This is a genomic window from Aeromonas sp. 5HA1, from assembly GCF_029237245.1.
In the GTDB taxonomy this organism is placed as follows: domain Bacteria; phylum Pseudomonadota; class Gammaproteobacteria; order Enterobacterales; family Aeromonadaceae; genus Aeromonas; species Aeromonas salmonicida.
This window is the reverse complement of sequence record NZ_JAACFW010000011.1, coordinates 97,601-117,308: the sequence shown is the minus strand read 5'-3', so window position 1 is coordinate 117,308 and position 19,708 is coordinate 97,601. Positions and strand designations below refer to the sequence as shown.

The window sequence follows — 19,708 nt, the reverse complement described above, 5'->3', positions numbered from 1 at the left end:
CTTGTTTTGTTAGACGGGAGTATGCCATGACGACACGGATCGAACACGACAGCTTCGGGGAGATAGAGGTACCAGCCGCGCGGCTGTGGGGCGCCCAGACCCAACGCTCCCTGCTCCACTTCGACATCTCGGGGGAGCGCCAACCCGCCGAGCTCATCTGCGCCCTGGCCCGCATCAAGTCTGCTTGCGCCCGGGTCAATCACGCCAAGGGGTTGCTGCCCGCCCGCACGGCCCAGGCCATCATGAGCGCCGCCGATGAAGTCCTGTGCGGCCTGCATGAGGAGGAGTTTCCACTGCGCGTCTGGCAGACAGGCTCGGGCACCCAGACCAACATGAATGTCAACGAGGTGCTGGCCAACCGGGCCAGCGAACTGCTCGGCGGTCCGCGGGGGCAGGGCTGTCTCGTCCATCCCAACGATCAGGTCAACCTCAGCCAGTCGAGCAATGATGTCTTCCCGAGCGCCATGAACCTGGCGGCCGTCACTGCCATTACCTTGCAACTGCTGCCCGCCCTGATCACCCTGAGCGCGACGCTGGCCCGCAAGGCCCACGCCTTCGACGACATCGTCAAGATTGGCCGCACCCACTTGCAGGATGCCACTCCGCTCACCCTGGGGCAGGAGTTCTCCGGTTGGGTCTCCCAGCTGGAACAGGGGGAGCGCCACATTCGAGCCGCCCTGCCCCATCTGTACGAGCTGGCGCTGGGGGGCACGGCCGTCGGCACCGGCCTGAACACGCCACCCGGTTTTGCCGATGCCGTGGCGGCCACCCTGGCGGAGCAGACGGGGTTGCCGCTGGTGAGTGCTCCCAACAAATTCGAGGCGCTGGCGAGCAGCGATGCCCTGGTTCATGCTCACGGCGCCCTCAAGACGCTGGCCGCGTCTCTCATGAAGATCGCCAACGACGTGCGCTGGCTGGCCAGCGGCCCCCGCAGCGGGCTCGGTGAGCTACTCATTCCGGAAAATGAACCCGGATCCTCCATCATGCCAGGCAAGGTCAACCCGACCCAGTGCGAGGCGCTCACCATGCTGTGTGCCCAGGTGATGGGTAACGACGTGGCGATCAACATAGGCGGCGCCAGCGGCAACTTCGAGCTGAACGTCTTCCGCCCACTGATCGCCCATAACTTTTTACAGAGCGTGCGTCTGCTGGCCGACGGCATGCGGAGCTTCCACGATCACTGCGCCACCGGCATCACACCCAACCGGGCCCGCATAGACGAGCTGCTGGCCGGCTCCCTGATGCTGGTCACGGCACTCAACCCTCACATCGGTTACGACAAGGCGGCCGAGATAGCCAAGCGGGCCCACAGTGAGGGGCTCAGCCTGCGGGAGGCCGCCATTGCCTCCGGCCACCTCACGGCGCAGGAGTTCGATGCCTGGGTAGTGCCAGCCAACATGGTGGGGCGACGGGGGATCTGACATGAGTGCTTGCTGAAAAATGAAAAAGCCGGGCATGCCCGGCTTTTTCATTGTGCAATTCGTCGTTCAGGGTTTGATCAGCTTGCTCAGGGCATCCAGCTCGCTCTGGGCGGCCAGCAACTTGGCCTGGGCCTCTTCCAGCTTGGCCTGCTTCTTGGCGATCTTATCCGGCTTGCCCGACACACGCGCATTTTGCAGCTCGAGCAGCCTCTCGTTCACCTGCTCTTTCAGCTTGGCTACCCGTTGCTGCTGCTCCTTGAACAGACCGTCATCGGTACAGTGGGCCTCTATGTTGCGCAGCGCCTGCTCCAGCCCAGCTATCTGATCCGCATTATTGTGCGCCTTGGCGAAGACCAGCTGATCCGCCACTGCCTGTTGCCGAGCCTTGCAGCCGACCTGCTGGCTGCCATAAGCCTGACCGGCCAACAGCAGCATACTTATTCCGAAAACCTTCCACATAACGACCTCATTCCTCTGTCATGTTTGATGGTCGCCTATCAGACCGTACTCGGCCAACCGGGTCAAGTCATGCACAAACCGGTACGACAGAGTTTGTGCAACATCACGCCTATGCAGGCCGGCCAGGTCTACAATGGGGTTTTCGTAATGGAGTCCCCTATGAATCAACAAATTGTCATCATTGCCAACGGCGCCCCCTATGGCAGCGAGTCCCTGTTCAATACCCTGCGTCTGGCCATCGCTCTCAATGAGCAGGGTGGCGCCAGCCTGCAGCTGTTCCTGATGTCCGACGCTGTCAGCGCCGCCCTGGCGGGGCAAGCCCCGGCCGAGGGTTACAACCTCCGCCAGATGCTGGAGATACTGCTGGCACAAGGCACCGCCATCCGTCTTTGCAAGACCTGCACCGATGCCCGCGGCATCACGACGCTGCCCCTCATTGAGGGGATCGAGATCGGTACCCTGCCACTGCTGGCCCAATGGACACTGGCGGCCGACAAGGTGCTGACCTTCTAGCCAGCCCACAGCCTCACAGGCGCAAGTCTTGATCCGCGGGGAGCCTGCGCCATTTGAAAACCATCACCCTGTTTTTACTGTCTACACTGTCAGTTAGATAACAATGTGCGCCCCCTCATATTAGTTCAGGGAACTACCATGAATCCAACCGAACAGACCCTGCTGGAGCAGATGCGGATCACCGAGTTTGAGATAGCCCATCGCAAGGAGCTACTGCTGCTGGACGAGGACGACTTCACCCGGCTCGCCAGCTATCGCGCCAAGATAGAACCCCATATCGATGTGCTGGTCGACAAGTTCTATGTGCTGCAGACCGGGATCACCGAGATTGCCCTGCTGATAGGCGATGCCGATACGCTGACAAGACTCAGAGCGGCTCAGCGCCGTTACATTCTCGACCTGTTCAGCGGCCTGTATGACCTGGAGTACGTCAACAACCGGCTGCGGATCGGGCTGGTGCACAAGCGGATCGGGGTGGAACCCAAGCTCTATCTGGCTGCCATCAACACCCTCAAGGGGCTGCTCATCGAGGATATCTTCCTCCAGATAGCCCATGAGCCCGAGCGCATCGCCATGCTGACCGCCCTCGACAAACTGTTTCTGTTCGACATTACCCTGGTATTCGAAACTTACATCCGCAGCCTGGTCTCGGAGATAGAGTCATCCAAGGAGAAGTCGGAGATCTATGCCAGAGCGCTGGAGGAGAAGGTCCGGGAGCGTACCCAGCAACTGGAGGAGATGAGCCGCACCGATGCTCTCACCGGCCTGCTCAGCGTGCGCCACCTGCAGGAGAACCTGACCCGCACCCTGCGCACCTGCCAGCGCCGGGCCGAGCCAGTGGTCATCGCCTACCTCGACATCGACGACTTCAAGCAGATCAACGACACCCAGGGGCACCAGCGGGGAGACGAGATACTGCGCATAGTGGGTGCGTCCATCCGCAAGGTGTCACGGGCCGAGGATTGCTGCTTTCGTTACGGCGGAGACGAGTTCTGTCTGATCCTGCCCAACTGCAGCGAGGATCAGGCCAGAGATGTCTATCTGCAACGGTTGACCCACACACTGGCAGAGCAGATAGGTGATGTGACCCTCAGCATCGGCCTGGTGCAGACAGGGCCATTGCAGTTCGACGAGGGTAACAGCCTGATCCGGCTGGCCGACGAGCGCATGTATGCCGCCAAGAAGGCGCTGAAAGAGGTGAATCCGAAAGAGACCCACTAGCCTTGGTGGGCACAGGATTTCGCCACCTCGGGGCGCGGGATCCGGGCCCCCCATTCGTACAACAGAAACGTCAACACGCAGAGCAGCGTCATCAGTATGTAGAGCCACTGTCCACTCCACTGCTCGATAATCCAGCCTCCCAGCACGGCGCCGATGGCCCCACCCAGCCCGGCCAGCGCACCGGCGCCGAAATAGCTCCCCTTGAGATGAGGGGGCGACATCTGGTCGATCAGCACATTGAGCAGCGGAAACAGAATGGTCTCCCCCACGCTCAGCAACAGCACGGCCCCGATCCAGTGTGACCACTGCTGGGGATCCCCCAGCGCAAACAGCACCTGAGCCCCCAGAAACAACATGATGCCGACCTGCAGCCGTACCTTGTGCGGCCAGCGGGCAAGCAGATGCAGCAGCGGGAATTGCAGCACAACCACGGTCAGTGCATTGGTGGTCACCAGGATGGCGACCAGTTTCGCTACCTCTGGGGTTTCTGCCCGCGTCAGGTATTGCACCAGCGGCGAGTGAAACTGGGAGTAAACCAGCACCATCAGCAAATTGGCCATCACCAACAACAGAAAACCCAAATCCAGCCACAGCACCTTGATGGCGGCGCGCAGACCCAGGCCGCCGCTGCGCTGCTCGCCCTCAATCAGCTGGCGAAAACCCCAGACGAAGGCGGCCCCCAGCAGCAGATAGCTGCCGGAGAGCAGCAAAAAAGTGTGCTGCTGGGCACTGATCCCCAGCGTCACCCCAAGCAGGGGCCCGATCGCCGCCCCCAGGTTGAGCAAGAAGTAACGCAGGTGGAGTGCCAGCTCGCGGGCCTTGGCAGAGATAAGGCTGTCGGCCATCAGCGCCTTGCCGGGCGCATCGATCAAGCCGGAAGAGAGGCCGCTGCCAAGCACCCCGACCCCTAACCAGAATACTGAGTGGGCAAATCCCAGCAGGCCGTAGCAGAGCAGCGCGACCAGACAACCGGCCAGCAAGATGTTGCGCCGCCCCAGCTTGTCCGACAGCCAGCCGCCATAGAAGCTGACCAGGGTCGAGATGGCCGCAGTCGCCCCCAGCATGGCACCGATACTGGTGGCCGAAAGGGCATACTCCCGATAGAGCAAGATGGAGAGAAACGGCCAGACCATGTAATAGCTGGTGCGCACCATGAAGGTACCCAGGATCACTGTCCAGACCAGAGGGGGAAACTGCCTGAGGAGGGCCCACGACATCATACTGCTCCTTGTTGCCCGTCGCGCGGGGAGCTCTTCGTTGTAACAGAGGGTCTCATAGGAAACAAGCTTGGTGGAAAACGGGCACAAAAAAGCCGACCCTGAGGTCGGCTCTTCACAGCACAGCAGCCTTATTCGGCAGCCGGCTCTTCGACAGCGGCTACGTCAGCAGCAGGAGCAACGGCTTCGGTCGGTGCATTCGCTTCCTTGATGGAGAGACGCACACGGCCTTGACGGTCCACTTCCAGTACCTTCACCTTGACCACGTCACCGAGCTTCAGGAAGTCGGCCACGTTCTGCACGCGGGCGTCGGTGATCTGGGAGATGTGCACCAGACCATCTTTACCCGGCAGGATATTGACGAAAGCGCCGAAATCGGCCAGACGCACAACCTTGCCTTCATAGATGCGGTTCACTTCGATCTCGGCAGTGATGGCTTCGATACGACGGATCGCTTCCATGGCCGCTTCGTTGGCCACGGCGGAGATGCGGACGGTACCGTCATCATCCAGCTCGATGTTGGTGCCAGTCTCTTCGGTCAGCGCACGGATCACGGAACCACCCTTGCCGATCACGTCCTTGATCTTCTCGGGATTGATCTTGATGGTATGGATACGCGGCGCGAAATCGGAAATCTCGGCACGCGGCGCCTGGATGGCTTCGTCCATCACTTTCAGGATGTGCAGGCGAGCACCACGGGCTTGCTTGAGGGCAATCTCCATGATCTCTTTGGTGATCCCTTCGATCTTGATGTCCATCTGCAGCGCAGTGATACCTTGAGTAGTACCGGCCACTTTGAAGTCCATGTCGCCCAGGTGATCTTCGTCACCCAGGATGTCGGACAACACGACGAAACCTTCTTCTTCCTTCACTAGACCCATGGCGATACCGGCAACGGAGGCCTTGATCGGCACACCCGCATCCATCAGCGCCAAGGAGGAACCACAAACGGAAGCCATGGAGGAGGAGCCGTTGGATTCGGTGATTTCAGACACCACGCGCACCACGTACGGGAATTCGGCGGCGCTCGGCATCACGGCAGCAACGCCGCGCTTGGCCAGACGACCGTGACCGATTTCACGACGCTTGGGGCTACCCATCATGCCGGTTTCACCGACGCAATACGGCGGGAAGTTGTAGTGCAGCATGAAGCGGTCGGCGCGGTGGCCAGCCAGCTCGTCGATGTTCTGGGCGTCACGCTCGGTACCCAGAGTCGCAACGACGATGGCCTGAGTCTCACCACGGGTGAACAGGGCAGAACCGTGAGCACGGGGCAGAATGCCGGTACCGACGGAGAGGGCACGGATCATTTCCGGATCGCGACCATCGATGCGCGGCTCGCCACGTACGACGCGACCACGAACGATGCGGCTTTCCAGGCTGTGGAACTCTTCGCCAATCTTCTTGGCATCGTCTTCCACGCCGGCGGCGATCACTTGCTCGATCACGCGCTGCTTGATGGTACTGATGGCGGCGTAACGCACGGCCTTCTCGGTGATGCGGTAGGCTTCACCCAGTTCAGCTGTAGCCAGCTCGGCAATCTTGGCCTTGAGGGCTTCGTTGGTCGCAGGCGGGGTCCAATCCCATGGCTGGGTACCCACATCGGCGGCGAACTCGTTGATGGCGCTGATCACGACTTGCATCTGCTCGTGGCCATATACCACGGCGCCCAGCATCACCTCTTCAGAGAGGATGGCCGCTTCGGATTCCACCATCAGCACGGCGTTGGCGGTACCGGCAACCACCAGATCCAGATCGCTCTGGGGCAGTTCGGCGGTAGTCGGGTTCAGCACATACTGACCGTTCATGTAACCCACGCGAGCAGCCGCAATCGGGCCACCAAACGGGATACCGGAGATGGCCAGTGCAGCAGAGGCACCGATCATGGCAACGATGTCCGGGGAAACCAGCGGGTTCACGGACATAACGGTGGCAACCACCTGAACCTCATTGAGGAAGCCTTCCGGGAACAGCGGACGAATAGGACGGTCGATCAGGCGGGAGGTGAGGGTTTCGCCTTCACTCGGACGGCCTTCACGACGGAAGAAACCACCCGGGATACGACCAGCAGCATAGGTACGCTCCTGGTAGTTGACGGTCAGCGGGAAGAAATCGCGACCGTGATCGGCCTCTTTCTTGCCTACTACGGTCACAAATACGCAGGTATCGTCCATGCTGACCATAACGGCCGCAGTGGCTTGACGGGCCATCACACCGGTTTCCAGAGTGACGGTGTGTTGACCGTACTGGAATGACTTTACAATAGGATTCACGTGAATTTCCTTTTTACAATTTGGCTCTTTAAATTCGCGTGCAAGTATACTTGATTCGAACCAAAAGGTAAGCAGTGACACACATTCTGTGAGGATGGCAACAGCCTGACGGACAATAAAAAAGGGGAACCCTGAGGTTCCCCTTTTTCGCGAAATCTGATGGTCGATTAACGACGCAGACCCAGCTTGGCGATAAGAGCAGCATAACGCTGAACATCTTTACGCTTCAGGTAGTCCAGCAGCTTGCGACGCTGGGAAACCATGCGCAGCAGACCACGACGACCGTGGTGATCTTTAGCGTGCTCTTTGAAGTGACCTTGCAGATGGTTGATCTGGGCAGTCAGCAGGGCAACCTGCACTTCGGGGGAGCCAGTGTCGTTGGCGCAACGAGCGTTGTCAGCAACGATGGAAGCTTTGATCTCAGCATTTAGAGACATGGTATTACTCCAATAGAGTGTTTAAAGGTTCACAGCCAATCTCTAATTCAGCCGTGAAATGAGGGCGGTATCATAATCGTCCCCGTCACTTTTCGCAACGAGAAAGAGGCGCAGCGGGAAAGACGCCCTGATACCGCCTGAGGATCACTCCTCGTCGTGTTCATCGTGGTAGCGAACCAGACGCTTGGGGGCAACCCGCCCTTCATCGTCGATCTCGCCCACACCGATGAACTCACGCTCCGGGCCCACCGTCATGCGAACCTGGCCGCTTTGCGGCGCGCCAGCTACCTGCACGGCTTGACCCTGGTTCACATAGGCAGCGACTGCCGCCAGCATGTTCACCTCGGGCAATGCGGCCACGGCGGTATCCATCGGCAGCAACAAGGGGTCGAGCTGCTCCCGCGGCGGGATGCTCTCGGCCTTGGCCTGTTCGAAGATGCACTCGAGCTGTTCGAGGGTCAGCATCCGCTCATAGGGATACGTGGCCACCTGGGTACGGCGCAGCTGGGTAACGTGTGCGCCACAACCCAGCACTTCACCCAGATCGTCCACCAGGGAGCGAATGTAGGTGCCTTTGCTACAGTGCACTTCCAGCTTGACCTCATCCCCTTCAAAGCTGATGAGCTTGAGCTCGAACACTGTGATGGGGCGGGCTTCCCGCTCGATCTCTATGCCTTCACGGGCATATTCGTAGAGCGGGCGACCGTTGTGCTTGAGGGCCGAGTACATGGACGGCACCTGCATGATGGGGCCGCGGAACTGGTCCAGCGACTCGATCAGGGTACCCAGGGCCACGTTCACCGGACGGGTGGAGACCACCTCGCCGTCGGAGTCGCTGGTGTTGGTGCGCTCGCCCAGCTTGGCGGTCACCTCATAGCGCTTGTCCGCCTCCAGCAGATACTGGGAGAACTTGGTGGCCTCGCCGAGACAGATCGGCAGCATGCCGGTCGCCAGCGGATCCAGGGCGCCGGTGTGACCGGCCTTGGCTGCGTTGTAGATACGCTTGACCTTCTGCAACACATCGTTGGAGGTCAGACCGGTCGGCTTGTCCAGCAGCAGGATGCCGTGTACGTCACGACCCTTGAAACGGCGTCTACGAGACATCTCAGGCTTTATCCTCAGTTGTATCATCCGGTGCGGCTTCGTCTTCTTCACGGCCGGCTTCGGCCATGCGACGCTTGTCGTCACGCACTGTGTTGGACACCAGGTTGGAGATGCGCATCCCCTCGACCAGGGTCTGGTCGTAGTAGAAGCGCAGCTCGGGCACCACCCGCAGGCGCATGGCGCTGCCAAGCAGGCTGCGGATGTAGCCGGCCGCTTCGGTCAGGCCCTTGAGCCCTTCCGCGATGCGCTCGGCATCGATATCCAGCTGCAAGAAGGTGACATAAACCTTGGCATAGTTGAGGTCCTTGGACACTTCCACGTCCGAGACGGTTACCATGCCGATGCGCGGGTCCTTGACCTCACGCTGCAAGATCAGCGCGATTTCGCGCTGGATCTGCTGGCCGACCCTGTTGGTCCGGCTGAATTCTCTGGCCATATTCTATCCTGCGATAAAAGGGGGCCGCAGCCCCCTATTTTGTCTAACTGTCGGCTTACAGAGTCCGTTGAATTTCAATGGTCTCGTAAACTTCGATCTGGTCGCCTTCGCGTACGTCGTTGTAGTTCTTGACCGCGATACCACACTCGTAACCGTTGCGGACTTCGTTGACGTCATCCTTGAAGCGACGCAGGGATTCCAGCTCGCCTTCATAGATAACCACGTTGTCACGCAGAACACGGATACGGTTGGAACGCTTGACCACACCTTCGGTAACCATACAGCCGGCAACGGCGCCAAACTTGGGTGACTTGAAGACGCTACGCACTTCAGCCAGACCGATGATTTCCTGACGATACTCAGGAGCCAGCTTGCCGCTCATGGCCTGCTTCACTTCGTCGATCAAATCATAGATGACGGAGTAATAACGCAGATCCAGGCTCTCGGATTCGATGACCTTGCGCGCAGAAGCGTCGGCACGGACGTTGAAGCCCACCAGGATGGCGCTGGAAGCCGCAGCCAGAGTGGCGTCGGTTTCGGTGATGCCACCAACACCCGAGCCCACGATCTTGACTTTGACTTCGTCGGTAGAGAGCTGGACCAGCGCATCGCAAATGGCTTGCACCGAACCCTGTACGTCGGCCTTGATCACCACGTTCACTTCGGACACTTCGCCCTCGGTCATGTTGGCGAACATGTTTTCCAGCTTGGCCTTCTGCTGGCGAGCCAGCTTGACGTCGCGGAACTTGCCCTGACGATAGAGCGCCACTTCACGGGCTTTCTTCTCGTCACGTACAACAGTGGCTTCGTCACCGGCAGACGGCACCCCGGACAGACCCAGGATTTCGACCGGCAGGGACGGACCCGCTTCCTTGATCTCGCGACCCAGTTCGTCACGCATGGCACGAATACGACCGTATTCCAGACCACACAGTACGATGTCGCCCTGACGCAGAGTACCTTCTTGTACCAGCACTGTGGCAACCGGACCACGACCTTTGTCCAGGAAGGACTCGATCACGACGCCGCTGGCCATGCCATCGACTACCGCTTTCAGTTCCAGCACTTCGGACTGGATCAGGATGGCTTCCAGCAGATCGTCGATACCTTCGCCTGACTTGGCAGAAACATGGACGAACTGGCTATCGCCACCCCAGTCTTCTGACATGACGTTGTAACGGGCCAGCTCGGTCTTGACGCGATCCGGATCCGCTTCAGGCTTGTCGATCTTGTTGACCGCAACCACGATGGGTACTTCAGCCGCCTTGGCGTGCTGGATGGCTTCGATGGTCTGCGGCATGACGCCGTCATCGGCAGCAACAACCAGAACGACGATATCGGTCGACTTGGCACCACGAGCACGCATGGAGGTAAACGCAGCGTGACCCGGAGTATCCAGGAAGGTGATCATGCCACTGTCTGTTTCGACGTGGTAAGCACCGATGTGCTGGGTAATACCACCGGCTTCGCCAGCAGCGACCTTGGCTTTACGGATGTAGTCGAGCAGCGAGGTCTTGCCGTGGTCGACGTGGCCCATGATGGTCACGACAGGAGCACGGGACTTGGCTTCGGAGGTCTCGTCACGATCGGACAGTACCGCCTCTTCCAGTTCGTTCTCACGGCGCAACACCACCTTGTGACCCATCTCTTCGGCGACCAGCTGAGCTGTCTCCTGATCGATCACCTGGTTGATGGTGGCCATGGCGCCCATCTTCATCATCGCCTTGATGACTTCAACACCCTTGACGGCCATCTTGTTGGCCAGTTCGGCTACAGTGATGGTTTCGCCGATGACAACGTCACGGTTAACCACAGCTGCGGGCTTGTTGAAGCCGTGCTTCATGGCGTTGGGCATGGCCATCTTGCCGCGCTTGCCTTTGCGGGCACGCGGGTTGCGGGAGTCGCGATCGTCTTCACGACGACCGGCCTTTTTCGGGGCCTTGACCGCTGCAGCAGCCGTGCGACGACTGGTCTCTTCCTTCCGGTCCAACTCGTCTTCTGCGGCTTGCGCATGCTTGTTGGTGGTCAGATGATAGTCACTGCTCTCTTTGGCGCGAGCAGCTTCTTCTTCAGCCCAGCGAGGGCCGTTCTGTTCCGCCATGAGACGAGCCTCTTCGGCTTTCTTGGCGGCGAGTTCTTCTGCTTTTTGCAAAGCTGTTTGTTCCTGTTGGCGCTTCAGTTCTTCTGCTTCGCGCTTGGCCATCTTTTCTGCCTCTTGCTGAGCTGTGCTACTGGCTGCTTTGGCGGGCTGTGGAGCCTGTCGAGCCTTTGATTGTGCCTCGATCCGCGCCTTTTCCTCAGCTTCACGACGAGCCTGCTCAGCCTCACGGCGAGCCTTCTCTTCAGCATCGAGACGAACCTTGTTCTCGGCCTCGCTACGAGCTTTTTCTTCTGCTTCCAAACGCGCTGTTTCCTCGGCTTCCGCCTGGCGCTGTTCATCTTCCAGCGCCGAGCGTTTTACATAGGTGCGAGTCTTGCGCACTTCAACCTGCACTTCCTTGTTCTTGCCGCCAGTCCCCTGAACACTGATGGTGCTCTTGGTCTTGCGCTGCAAAGTCATGCGGGCTGGTGCGGTGATCTCGTCACCTCCATGCTGTTTTTTCAAGTGGGCCAGCAGAGTCTGTTTTTCAGACTCGCTGACGAGGTCGTCGGCCTTGCTCTTGCTGATACCGGCATCGACAAACTGCTGGAGAAGACGATCAACCGGCGTGTCGATGTCAGTGGCAAGTTGTTTGACTGATACTTCTGCCATTCATTTTCCTCCGTTTGATCTTATTCAGACTGCTCTTCTCCGAACCAACAGATATTGCGAGCAGCCATAATCAGCTCACCGGCTTTCTCAGCGGTCAGCTCTTCAATGTCGGCAAGGTCGTCGATACCTTGCTCTGCCAAATCTTCCAGGGTGCCGACACCACGCGCGGCCAGGGCATATGCCATGTCGCGACCGAGGCCAGCCAGATTGAGCAGGTCTTCGGAAGGCTCTACGCCGTCCAAGGATTCTTCTTTGGCCAGGGCCTTGGTGGTCAGGACATCCTTGGCACGCTTGCGCAGCTCTTCCACCATGTCTTCGTCCAGACCGTCGATGGCCAGCAGCTCATTGACGGGTACGAAGGCGATCTCTTCCAGAGTCGAGAAGCCTTCTTCCATCAGCAGACCGGCGAAATCGTCGTCGATGTCCAGGGCGCTGGTGAACAGGGTCAGGATGCGATCGTTCTCGGCCTGGTGCTTGGAGCGCATGTCCTCGACGGTCATGACGTTCAGCTCCCAACCGGTCAGCTGGGAAGCCAGACGCACGTTCTGACCGTTGCGACCGATGGCCTGGGCCAAGTTGGCGGCTTCCACGGCGATATCCATGGTGTGGTTGTCTTCATCCACTATGATGGAGGCCACATCGGCCGGCGCCATGGCATTGATCACGTATTGTGCGGGGTTGTCATCGTACAACACTATGTCGGCACGCTCACCGCTCAGCTCGGCAGAGACAGCTTGCACACGAGCACCACGCATACCGATACAGGCACCGATCGGGTCGATACGACGATCGTTGGTCTTGACGGAGATCTTGGCGCGGGAGCCCGGGTCACGGGCGGCGCCCATGATTTCGATCATCTCTTCACCGATTTCCGGTACTTCGATGCGGAACAGCTCTTTCAGGAAGTCCGGGCTGGAGCGGCTGACGAACAGCTGGGAACCACGGGCTTCTGGACGCACGGCGTAGAGCAGACCACGAATACGGTCGCCCGGACGGAAGGTCTCGCGCGGCAGCATGTCGTCACGGAAGATCACGGCCTCGGCATTGCTGCCCAGATCCAGAATCACGTTGTCACGATTGCTCTTCTTGACCACACCGCTGATGATGGTGCCTTCCTTGTCCTTGAACTGGTCAACGACTTGGGAACGCTCGGCTTCGCGCACTTTCTGCACGATAACCTGCTTGGCGGTCTGGGTGGTGATACGGTCGAAGGTAACAGAATCAATCTGATCTTCTACATAGTCACCGAGCTGGATCTCGGGCTGCTCGATCTGAGCGGCTTCGAGGGTGATTTCACCGTACGGGTTCTCCATTGCAGCCTGATCGGCCACAACAACCCAGCGACGATAGGTTTCGTAGTCACCGGTCTTGCGATCGATTTCAACCCGAACTTCAATCTCGCCTTCATATTTTTTCTTGGTCGCAGTCGCCAGCGCAGTCTCCAGAGCCTGGAAAATCTTCTCGCGGGGTACCGCCTTCTCGTTGGATACAGCGTCAACGACCAGCAAAATCTCTTTATTCATATCCGATAGCCTCGTTAACCAAAGTTCGGCACTATGTTCGCTTTTTGGATATTGGTGAAAGCCAACACGTCGTCCTTACCATCTACTGTCAGGGTGATCATGTCGCCTTGCACAGCTTTGATTACGCCTTTGAACTTGCGGCGGTTATTTGTTGCCATCCGCAGCTGCACTGCCGCCTCTTGGCCAACGTATTTTTCGAACTGGGCAACCTTGAACAGCGGACGATCCAGACCAGGGGAGGATACTTCCAGGAAGTATTCTTCTGTGATGGGATCTTCGACATCCATGATGGCGCCAACCTGATGGCTGACTTCAGCACAGTTTTCGACAGTCACACCATTCTCGCCGTCGATAAAGACACGCAAAGTGGAGTGGTTACCCGCGCGGATAAACTCAATACCCCAAAGTTCAAAACCCAAGGCAACGACCGGAGCCTCGAGCAGATCGGTCAAACGTTGTTCCAACGTAGCCAAAGTCACCCTCCGAAAAACAAAAAAAGGGCATAAAGCCCAGATAGATATCGATTCAGAGTAAATCGCACATAACAAAAAGCCCCGATGTCAAATCGGGGCTTGGCGCTTTACCCTGATTGTCGCCTCGCAGCGACCGCCTTCCTGAGCGTAGGAAATGCGTGAAATTTGGTTGCGGGGGCCGGATTTGAACCGACGACCTTCGGGTTATGAGCCCGACGAGCTACCATGCTGCTCCACCCCGCGTCCGAAATCGTGCGAGATTATAGCCAGTTCATTCTCTTCATACAAGACTGAGTGACTATAATACACTCGGTTACCCGAGTTCACTGCTTAATTGGTGCCGTGGGCGGGACTCGAACCCGCACACCCTAGAGCACTACCCCCTCAAGATAGCGTGTCTACCAATTCCACCACCACGGCAAAACTCACTTATTGGGGAACGTCAGTATCTTTGTTTACTGGCGCTTTGGTCTGCTCAACCTGTTCGGTTTGTTGCAAATTTTCCCATTCACTACCCTGTTTTACCTTGTGGCTGGACATAGAGCCAAGCACCAAACTAATCAGAAAGAACAGAGTAGCCAAAACTGCTGTTGTTCGGGTCAGGAAACTGCCTGAACCACCGGAGCCGAATACGGTATTCGATGCCCCTGCGCCGAAGGAGGCGCCCATGTCAGCCCCTTTACCTTGCTGAATCATCACCAGACCAATCAGAGCCAGTGAAACCAGCAGATAAACGACTAAAAGAATTTCGTACATTTAACTTGCACCCTTTGCCGCTTCAACAATTCCTAAAAACGTCTTGTCATCGAGGCTTGCTCCACCAATCAGGCCGCCGTCAACGTCGGGCTGGGCAAACAAATCTCTCGCATTGGTCGGTGTCACGCTCCCACCATAGATGATTCTAACTTTCTCACCTATTACCGGAGTATCCTCCGCCAAGCGACCGCGTATAAAGGAATGAACCTCTTGTGCCTGCTCGGGTGTGGCGCATTTACCTGTACCTACAGCCCAAATCGGCTCGTAGGCGATGATAGCATTATCGAAAGCCATCGCGCCATTTTTCTCTATGACGATGTCCAACTCTTCAGCAATCACCTCGAAGGCTCTTCTCGCTTGCCTCGCTGCACCTGACTCACCCAAACAGAGGATGGGGATCAAGCCTGCCGCTCTGGCTGCCGCAAACTTCTCTGCGACGATAAAGCTGGTCTCACCAAAGAGACGCCTGCGCTCGGAGTGCCCTACCAGTACGTAACGACACCCGGCCTCAACCAGCATCTCACACGAGACTTCACCCGTATAAGCGCCTTGTCGGTGCTGACTCACATTCTGAGCCCCCAACTTCATTGCCTTTTGCTCGTTGAGCAGTGCGGCGGCGAAGTCGAGATGCACATGGGATGGACACAAGACCACATCTACTTGCTCATCAATACCTTTCAGGCATTGGCCAGTAAACTGCTCTAACTGCGACCTACTGCCGTGTAACTTCCAGTTGGCTGCTACAAACGGCTTGCGATGTCCCATCGGCAACTCCCTTGCGAAAGCGGGGCTGATAATATCCAGAGGATTGTCAGCTGACAAGTGCTATTTTTGAATTTTCGAATCGTTTGAACAAGATACAACCAGGGCGGCTAAAAAGCCGCCCTTTTTGTTCATTAAAACGCCGATTCAACCTGTTGTGCAATGCGCTGGGCCATGTCGCGCACCTGTTGCTCATGTTCACCTTCCACCATGACCCGGATCAGGGGTTCGGTGCCGGATTTACGCAGCAATACGCGACCACGGCCGGCCAGCTCCTGTTCCACCTTGGCGACTTCCTGGTTGACGGCGTCAGCCGCCAGCGGATCCTTGCCCTCGGCGAAACGGACGTTCACCAGCACCTGCGGGAACTTGCTCATGCCGGAGCGCAGCTTGGCCAGCGGCATCTCGGCGGTGCAGATGGCCATCAGCACCTGCAGGGCGGCGACTATGCCATCCCCTGTCGTGGTCTGATCCAGGCAGATGATGTGACCTGAGTTTTCACCCCCGATACGCCAGCCCTTCTCATTCATCATCTCCAGCACATAGCGGTCACCCACTTTGGCCCGGGCAAACGGGATCCCCAGGGTCTGCAACGCCAGCTCCAGCCCCATGTTGGCCATCAGAGTACCGACCACACCGCCTTTGAGACGGCCGTTGCGCAGGGCATCGCGGGCAATGATGTAAAGGATCTCGTCGCCGTCGATGATGTAACCGGTGTGATCAACCATGACCAGACGATCGCCGTCACCATCGAATGCCACGCCCAGGTCTGCCTTGCACTCCAGCACCTTGGCCGCCAGCGCGTCGGGAGCGGTAGAACCGACCCCGTCGTTGATGTTGAGACCATCCGGGCTGCAGCCGATGGCAATCACCTCGGCGCCCAGCTCGCGGAAGACGGAAGGAGCTATGTGGTAGGTTGCGCCATTGCCGCAGTCGACCACCATTTTCAACCCTTCCAGACTCAGGTTGGATGGGAAGGTGCTCTTGCAGAACTCGATATAGCGGCCAGCAGCATCCTCGATACGCACGGCTTTGCCCAAATCGGCGGACTCGACACACTTGATCTCGTGATCCAGCTCGGCCTCGATAGCCATTTCCACATCATCCGGCAACTTGGTACCGTCAGCGGAGAAAAACTTGATGCCGTTGTCATAGAAGGGATTGTGTGAGGCGCTGATTACGATACCGGCCTCGGCACGGAAGGTGCGGGTCAGGTAGGCAACGGCCGGGGTGGGCATGGGGCCCATCAGAATAGCCTTGAGGCCGGCAGCAGAGAGGCCGGCTTCCAGCGCTGATTCCAGCATGTAGCCAGAGATGCGGGTATCTTTGCCGATCAGCACCTTCTTGGTGCCCTTCTTGGAGAGCACCTTGCCTGCTGCCCAACCCAGCTTCATCACGAAATCAGGGGTGATCGGAAATTCGCCAACCTTGCCGCGGACACCATCGGTGCCGAAATACTTTCTTGCCATTATCTGTTCTCGTTTTTTATTTGGATATGAAATCTTGTCCCGTCATTACCATCCAGCCAGCGCGCAGGGCATCCATGGTCTCTCGCACATCGTGCACCCGGATGATCCGGGCGCCATGTTGCATCCCGATCAGCGCGCAGGCCAGGCTGCCGGCCAACCGATCATCAACCGGTCGGCCAAGCAGGTGGCCTATCATAGACTTTCGCGACATCCCGACCAAGAGCGGAAGCTGGTAATCGAGCAACTTGCTCTGCTGTGCCAGTAGTTGATAGTTGTGTGCCAGCGTCTTGCCAAAGCCGTAGCCCGGGTCCAGCAACAACTGCTGGCGCTGGATCCCGGCTGCCAGACAGGCGGCAATACGCTCATCGAAGAAAGCCCTCACCTCCCCCAGCAGGTCATCATAATGGGGTTCCGCCTGCATGGTTCTCGGCTGGCCTTGCATGTGCATCAGACACACTGGTACGTCAGCTTCTGCGGCAACCGCCAGGGCGCCGGGCTCAAGCAGCGCCCTGACATCATTGATGAGATGGGCTCCCGCCTTGCAACCTTCGCGCATCACGGCAGCCTTGGAGGTATCGAGGGATATCATCACATCCAGCTCGGCGACCAGCCGTTCGACCACGGGGATCACCCTGTCCAGCTCTTCCTGTTCGCTCACGTCAGGGGCGCCAGGACGGGTCGACTCGCCACCAATATCGATAAGTGTTGCCCCGTCAGAGACCATCTGACGCGCATGGACCATCGCCCGTTCAATCTGATTGAAATGACCGCCATCGGAGAAGGAGTCTGGGGTGACATTGAGGATCCCCATGACATGGGGGCGTTCGAGGGAGAGGCTGAGCCCTTTGCTGATTAGCTGCATCTTCACTTCCATTTGCACAAAGAAAAACCCCGGGACCAGCCCGGGGTTTGCATCATTACAATTTATTTGGCCGGGAGATCATTGGCCTTGTCGATATCGACATCAGCCACCTGCTCAACCTCGGTCACAGCCGGTTTGGCATCCTCTGCGACAGTAGCACCACCTGACGGGGTATCGCTGTGCTCATCATGCCAGTTGCTCGGAGCACGCACCTCGCGACGGGCCATCAGATCGTCGATCTGCTTGGCGTCGATGGTTTCGTACTTCATCAGCGCATCTTTCATGGTGTGCAATACGTCCATGTTGTCCAGCAAGATCTGCTTGGAGCGGGCGTAATTGCGATCGATAACCTGCTTGACCTCTGCATCAATGACTCGCGCGGTGTCGTCGGACATGTGCTTGGCCTTGGCCATGCTGCGACCGAGGAACACTTCGCCGTCTTCTTCTGCATAGAGCATAGGGCCGAGACGCTCGGACATGCCCCATTGGGTCACCATCTTGCGGGCGATGTCGGTCGCACGCTCGATGTCGTTGGACGCACCGGTAGATACCTTTTCGGCACCGTAGATCAGCTCTTCCGCCAGACGACCACCGTACAGGCTGGAGATCATGGACTCCAGGTGCTGCTTGGAGTGGCTCCAGCGATCCTGCTCGGGCAGGTACATGGTCACACCCAGCGCACGACCGCGCGGTATGATGGAAACCTTGTAGACAGGGTCATGATCCGGCACAAGACGACCTATGATGGCGTGACCCGCCTCATGGTAAGCCGTCATTTCCTTCTCGGACTCCTTCATCACCATGGAACGGCGTTCCGCCCCCATCATGATCTTGTCCTTCGCCTTCTCGAACTCGGCCATGGAAACCACACGGCGGCTCTCACGGGCAGAGAAGAGCGCAGCTTCGTTGACCAGGTTGGCGAGATCAGCACCGGAGAAACCCGGAGTACCACGTGCAATCACGGCTGCATTGACATCATCTGCCAATGGCACCTTGCGCATGTGCACTTTCAGGATCTGCTCGCGACCACGCACATCCGGCAGACCGACCACAACCTGACGGTCGAAACGACCCGGACGCAGCAAGGCCGGATCCAGTACGTCAGGACGGTTGGTGGCAGCGATGACGATGACGCCTTCATTGCCTTCAAAACCATCCATCTCGACCAGCATCTGGTTCAGGGTTTGCTCGCGCTCATCGTGACCACCGCCAAGACCCGCGCCACGCTGGCGACCGACCGCATCGATTTCATCGATGAAGATGATGCAGGGGGACGACTTCTTGGCCTGTTCAAACATGTCACGTACCCGGGAGGCACCGACACCCACAAACATTTCGACGAAATCAGAACCCGATATGGTGAAGAAAGGCACCTTGGCCTCGCCCGCTATGGCCTTGGCCAAAAGGGTCTTACCGGTACCGGGAGGACCTACCAACAGTACGCCGGTCGGGATCTTGCCACCCAGTTTCTGGAACTTGCTCGGGTCGCGCAGATAGTCGACCAGCTCTTTCACCTCATCTTTGGCTTCATCGCAGCCTGCGACGTCAGCAAAAGTGGTCTTGATCTGATCTTCGCTCATCAGGCGAGCCTTGCTCTTGCCAAACGACATGGCACCCTTGCCGCCGCCGCCCTGCATCTGACGCATGAAGAAGACCCAGACACCGATCAGCAGCAGCATCGGGAACCAGGAGATGAAGATAGAGGTCAGCAAAGACGGCTCTTCCGGCTTCTCACCCATCACTTTGACATTGTGATTGAGCATGTCGTTGAGCAGCTGGGGATCCGGCGCCGGTATGATGGTGGTGAAACGTTCACCAGTGCGCTTGACGCCATTAATGACCTTGCCATCCATCCGCACTTCACGGATCTGCTCTTGGGTCACTTCTTTAACGAAGCTGGAATAGTCCAGCTGGCGACTGGTGGTATCGCTGGGGCTGAAGCTATTGAACACCGACATCAACACGACGGCGATGACCAGCCACAGGATTAGGTTTTTCGCCATGTCACTCAAATCAATGACCTCGCAGAC

17 protein-coding genes and 2 tRNA genes are annotated in these 19,708 nt (G+C 58.2%); 3 read left to right on the top strand and 16 right to left on the bottom strand.

Annotated elements, in window-relative coordinates:
- The first annotated feature begins 26 nt into the window (after window positions 1–26).
- The gene (fumC, locus tag GWQ27_RS12000) at window positions 27–1,421 is read left to right on the top strand and encodes a class II fumarate hydratase (protein ID WP_275907451.1); all 1,395 of its coding nucleotides are present in this window, start codon (window positions 27–29) and stop codon (window positions 1,419–1,421) included.
- Between the two features lie 66 nt (window positions 1,422–1,487).
- On the opposite strand, the gene GWQ27_RS11995 is transcribed toward fumC, so the two are convergent.
- Window positions 1,488–1,880 carry a DUF1090 domain-containing protein gene (locus GWQ27_RS11995; RefSeq protein WP_058393767.1) on the bottom strand — a complete coding sequence of 131 codons (393 nt, stop codon included), beginning with the start codon at window positions 1,878–1,880 and terminating at the stop codon, window positions 1,488–1,490.
- A gap of 159 nt (window positions 1,881–2,039) precedes the next feature.
- Between GWQ27_RS11995 and GWQ27_RS11990 the strand changes: the two genes are divergently transcribed.
- Both GWQ27_RS11990 and GWQ27_RS11985 read left to right on the top strand, forming a co-directional pair.
- Window positions 2,040–2,393, top strand: coding sequence for a DsrE/DsrF/TusD sulfur relay family protein (locus GWQ27_RS11990; RefSeq protein ID WP_111588463.1), 354 nt, complete (start codon window positions 2,040–2,042; stop codon window positions 2,391–2,393).
- Window positions 2,394–2,531: 138 nt separating this feature from the next.
- Complete coding sequence (locus tag GWQ27_RS11985) at window positions 2,532–3,614, top strand: protoglobin domain-containing protein (protein WP_275907450.1); 1,083 nt, start codon at window positions 2,532–2,534, stop codon at window positions 3,612–3,614.
- Here GWQ27_RS11985 and GWQ27_RS11980 read toward each other — a convergent pair.
- From GWQ27_RS11980 to ftsH, 15 genes are all read right to left on the bottom strand, one after another.
- A complete protein-coding gene (locus GWQ27_RS11980) occupies window positions 3,611–4,921 on the bottom strand; it encodes an MFS transporter (RefSeq protein ID WP_345893543.1) in 1,311 nt (436 codons plus the stop codon). The two genes, GWQ27_RS11985 and GWQ27_RS11980, sit on opposite strands and share 4 nt — an antisense overlap.
- Before the next feature lie 41 nt (window positions 4,922–4,962).
- A complete protein-coding gene (gene pnp, locus GWQ27_RS11975; protein ID WP_275907448.1) occupies window positions 4,963–7,104 on the bottom strand; it encodes a polyribonucleotide nucleotidyltransferase in 2,142 nt (713 codons plus the stop codon).
- 167 nt (window positions 7,105–7,271) lie between these two features.
- Window positions 7,272–7,541 (bottom strand): 30S ribosomal protein S15, encoded by a 270-nt coding sequence (rpsO, locus tag GWQ27_RS11970; RefSeq protein ID WP_005317514.1) that lies wholly within the window; start codon window positions 7,539–7,541, stop codon window positions 7,272–7,274.
- Between the two features lie 144 nt (window positions 7,542–7,685).
- The gene (truB, locus tag GWQ27_RS11965; protein ID WP_005317516.1) at window positions 7,686–8,645 is read right to left on the bottom strand and encodes a tRNA pseudouridine(55) synthase TruB; all 960 of its coding nucleotides are present in this window, start codon (window positions 8,643–8,645) and stop codon (window positions 7,686–7,688) included.
- 1 nt (window position 8,646) lies between these two features.
- Entirely contained in the window at window positions 8,647–9,081 is a 435-nt protein-coding gene (gene rbfA / locus GWQ27_RS11960) for a 30S ribosome-binding factor RbfA (RefSeq protein WP_005317518.1), read from the bottom strand.
- Window positions 9,082–9,136: 55 nt separating this feature from the next.
- Window positions 9,137–11,833, bottom strand: a complete 2,697-nt coding sequence (gene infB / locus GWQ27_RS11955) for a translation initiation factor IF-2 (RefSeq protein WP_099994130.1) — start codon at window positions 11,831–11,833, stop codon at window positions 9,137–9,139.
- A 20-nt stretch (window positions 11,834–11,853) separates the two neighbouring features.
- Window positions 11,854–13,356, bottom strand: a complete 1,503-nt coding sequence (nusA, locus tag GWQ27_RS11950) for a transcription termination factor NusA (protein WP_005317524.1) — start codon at window positions 13,354–13,356, stop codon at window positions 11,854–11,856.
- A gap of 14 nt (window positions 13,357–13,370) precedes the next feature.
- The gene (rimP, locus tag GWQ27_RS11945) at window positions 13,371–13,829 is read right to left on the bottom strand and encodes a ribosome maturation factor RimP (RefSeq protein WP_005317527.1); all 459 of its coding nucleotides are present in this window, start codon (window positions 13,827–13,829) and stop codon (window positions 13,371–13,373) included.
- Between the two features lie 166 nt (window positions 13,830–13,995).
- Window positions 13,996–14,072, bottom strand: a tRNA-Met gene (locus tag GWQ27_RS11940).
- Between the two features lie 92 nt (window positions 14,073–14,164).
- A tRNA-Leu gene (locus GWQ27_RS11935) sits at window positions 14,165–14,249 on the bottom strand.
- Between the two features lie 9 nt (window positions 14,250–14,258).
- Window positions 14,259–14,585, bottom strand: coding sequence for a preprotein translocase subunit SecG (secG, locus tag GWQ27_RS11930; RefSeq protein ID WP_021138145.1), 327 nt, complete (start codon window positions 14,583–14,585; stop codon window positions 14,259–14,261).
- On the bottom strand, window positions 14,586–15,350 hold the full coding sequence (gene tpiA / locus GWQ27_RS11925) for a triose-phosphate isomerase (RefSeq protein WP_219597678.1): 765 nt from the start codon (window positions 15,348–15,350) through the stop codon (window positions 14,586–14,588).
- Between the two features lie 131 nt (window positions 15,351–15,481).
- Window positions 15,482–16,816, bottom strand: a complete 1,335-nt coding sequence (glmM, locus tag GWQ27_RS11920; RefSeq protein ID WP_005317535.1) for a phosphoglucosamine mutase — start codon at window positions 16,814–16,816, stop codon at window positions 15,482–15,484.
- A gap of 16 nt (window positions 16,817–16,832) precedes the next feature.
- Window positions 16,833–17,678, bottom strand: a complete 846-nt coding sequence (gene folP / locus GWQ27_RS11915; RefSeq protein ID WP_275907447.1) for a dihydropteroate synthase — start codon at window positions 17,676–17,678, stop codon at window positions 16,833–16,835.
- Between the two features lie 62 nt (window positions 17,679–17,740).
- Window positions 17,741–19,690 (bottom strand): ATP-dependent zinc metalloprotease FtsH, encoded by a 1,950-nt coding sequence (ftsH, locus tag GWQ27_RS11910; RefSeq protein WP_005317541.1) that lies wholly within the window; start codon window positions 19,688–19,690, stop codon window positions 17,741–17,743.
- Window positions 19,691–19,708: the final 18 nt, after the last annotated feature.

Coding starts and splice junctions, on each gene's coding strand:
- fumC (WP_275907451.1), top strand. CDS start 27: ATGACGACACGGATCGAACACGACAGCTTCGGGGAGATAGAGGTACCA.
- GWQ27_RS11995 (WP_058393767.1), bottom strand. CDS start 1,880: ATGTGGAAGGTTTTCGGAATAAGTATGCTGCTGTTGGCCGGTCAGGCT.
- GWQ27_RS11990 (WP_111588463.1), top strand. CDS start 2,040: ATGAATCAACAAATTGTCATCATTGCCAACGGCGCCCCCTATGGCAGC.
- GWQ27_RS11985 (WP_275907450.1), top strand. CDS start 2,532: ATGAATCCAACCGAACAGACCCTGCTGGAGCAGATGCGGATCACCGAG.
- rpsO (WP_005317514.1), bottom strand. CDS start 7,541: ATGTCTCTAAATGCTGAGATCAAAGCTTCCATCGTTGCTGACAACGCT.
- truB (WP_005317516.1), bottom strand. CDS start 8,645: ATGTCTCGTAGACGCCGTTTCAAGGGTCGTGACGTACACGGCATCCTG.
- rbfA (WP_005317518.1), bottom strand. CDS start 9,081: ATGGCCAGAGAATTCAGCCGGACCAACAGGGTCGGCCAGCAGATCCAG.
- infB (WP_099994130.1), bottom strand. CDS start 11,833: ATGGCAGAAGTATCAGTCAAACAACTTGCCACTGACATCGACACGCCG.
- nusA (WP_005317524.1), bottom strand. CDS start 13,356: ATGAATAAAGAGATTTTGCTGGTCGTTGACGCTGTATCCAACGAGAAG.
- secG (WP_021138145.1), bottom strand. CDS start 14,585: ATGTACGAAATTCTTTTAGTCGTTTATCTGCTGGTTTCACTGGCTCTG.
- tpiA (WP_219597678.1), bottom strand. CDS start 15,350: ATGGGACATCGCAAGCCGTTTGTAGCAGCCAACTGGAAGTTACACGGC.
- glmM (WP_005317535.1), bottom strand. CDS start 16,816: ATGGCAAGAAAGTATTTCGGCACCGATGGTGTCCGCGGCAAGGTTGGC.
- folP (WP_275907447.1), bottom strand. CDS start 17,678: ATGCAGCTAATCAGCAAAGGGCTCAGCCTCTCCCTCGAACGCCCCCAT.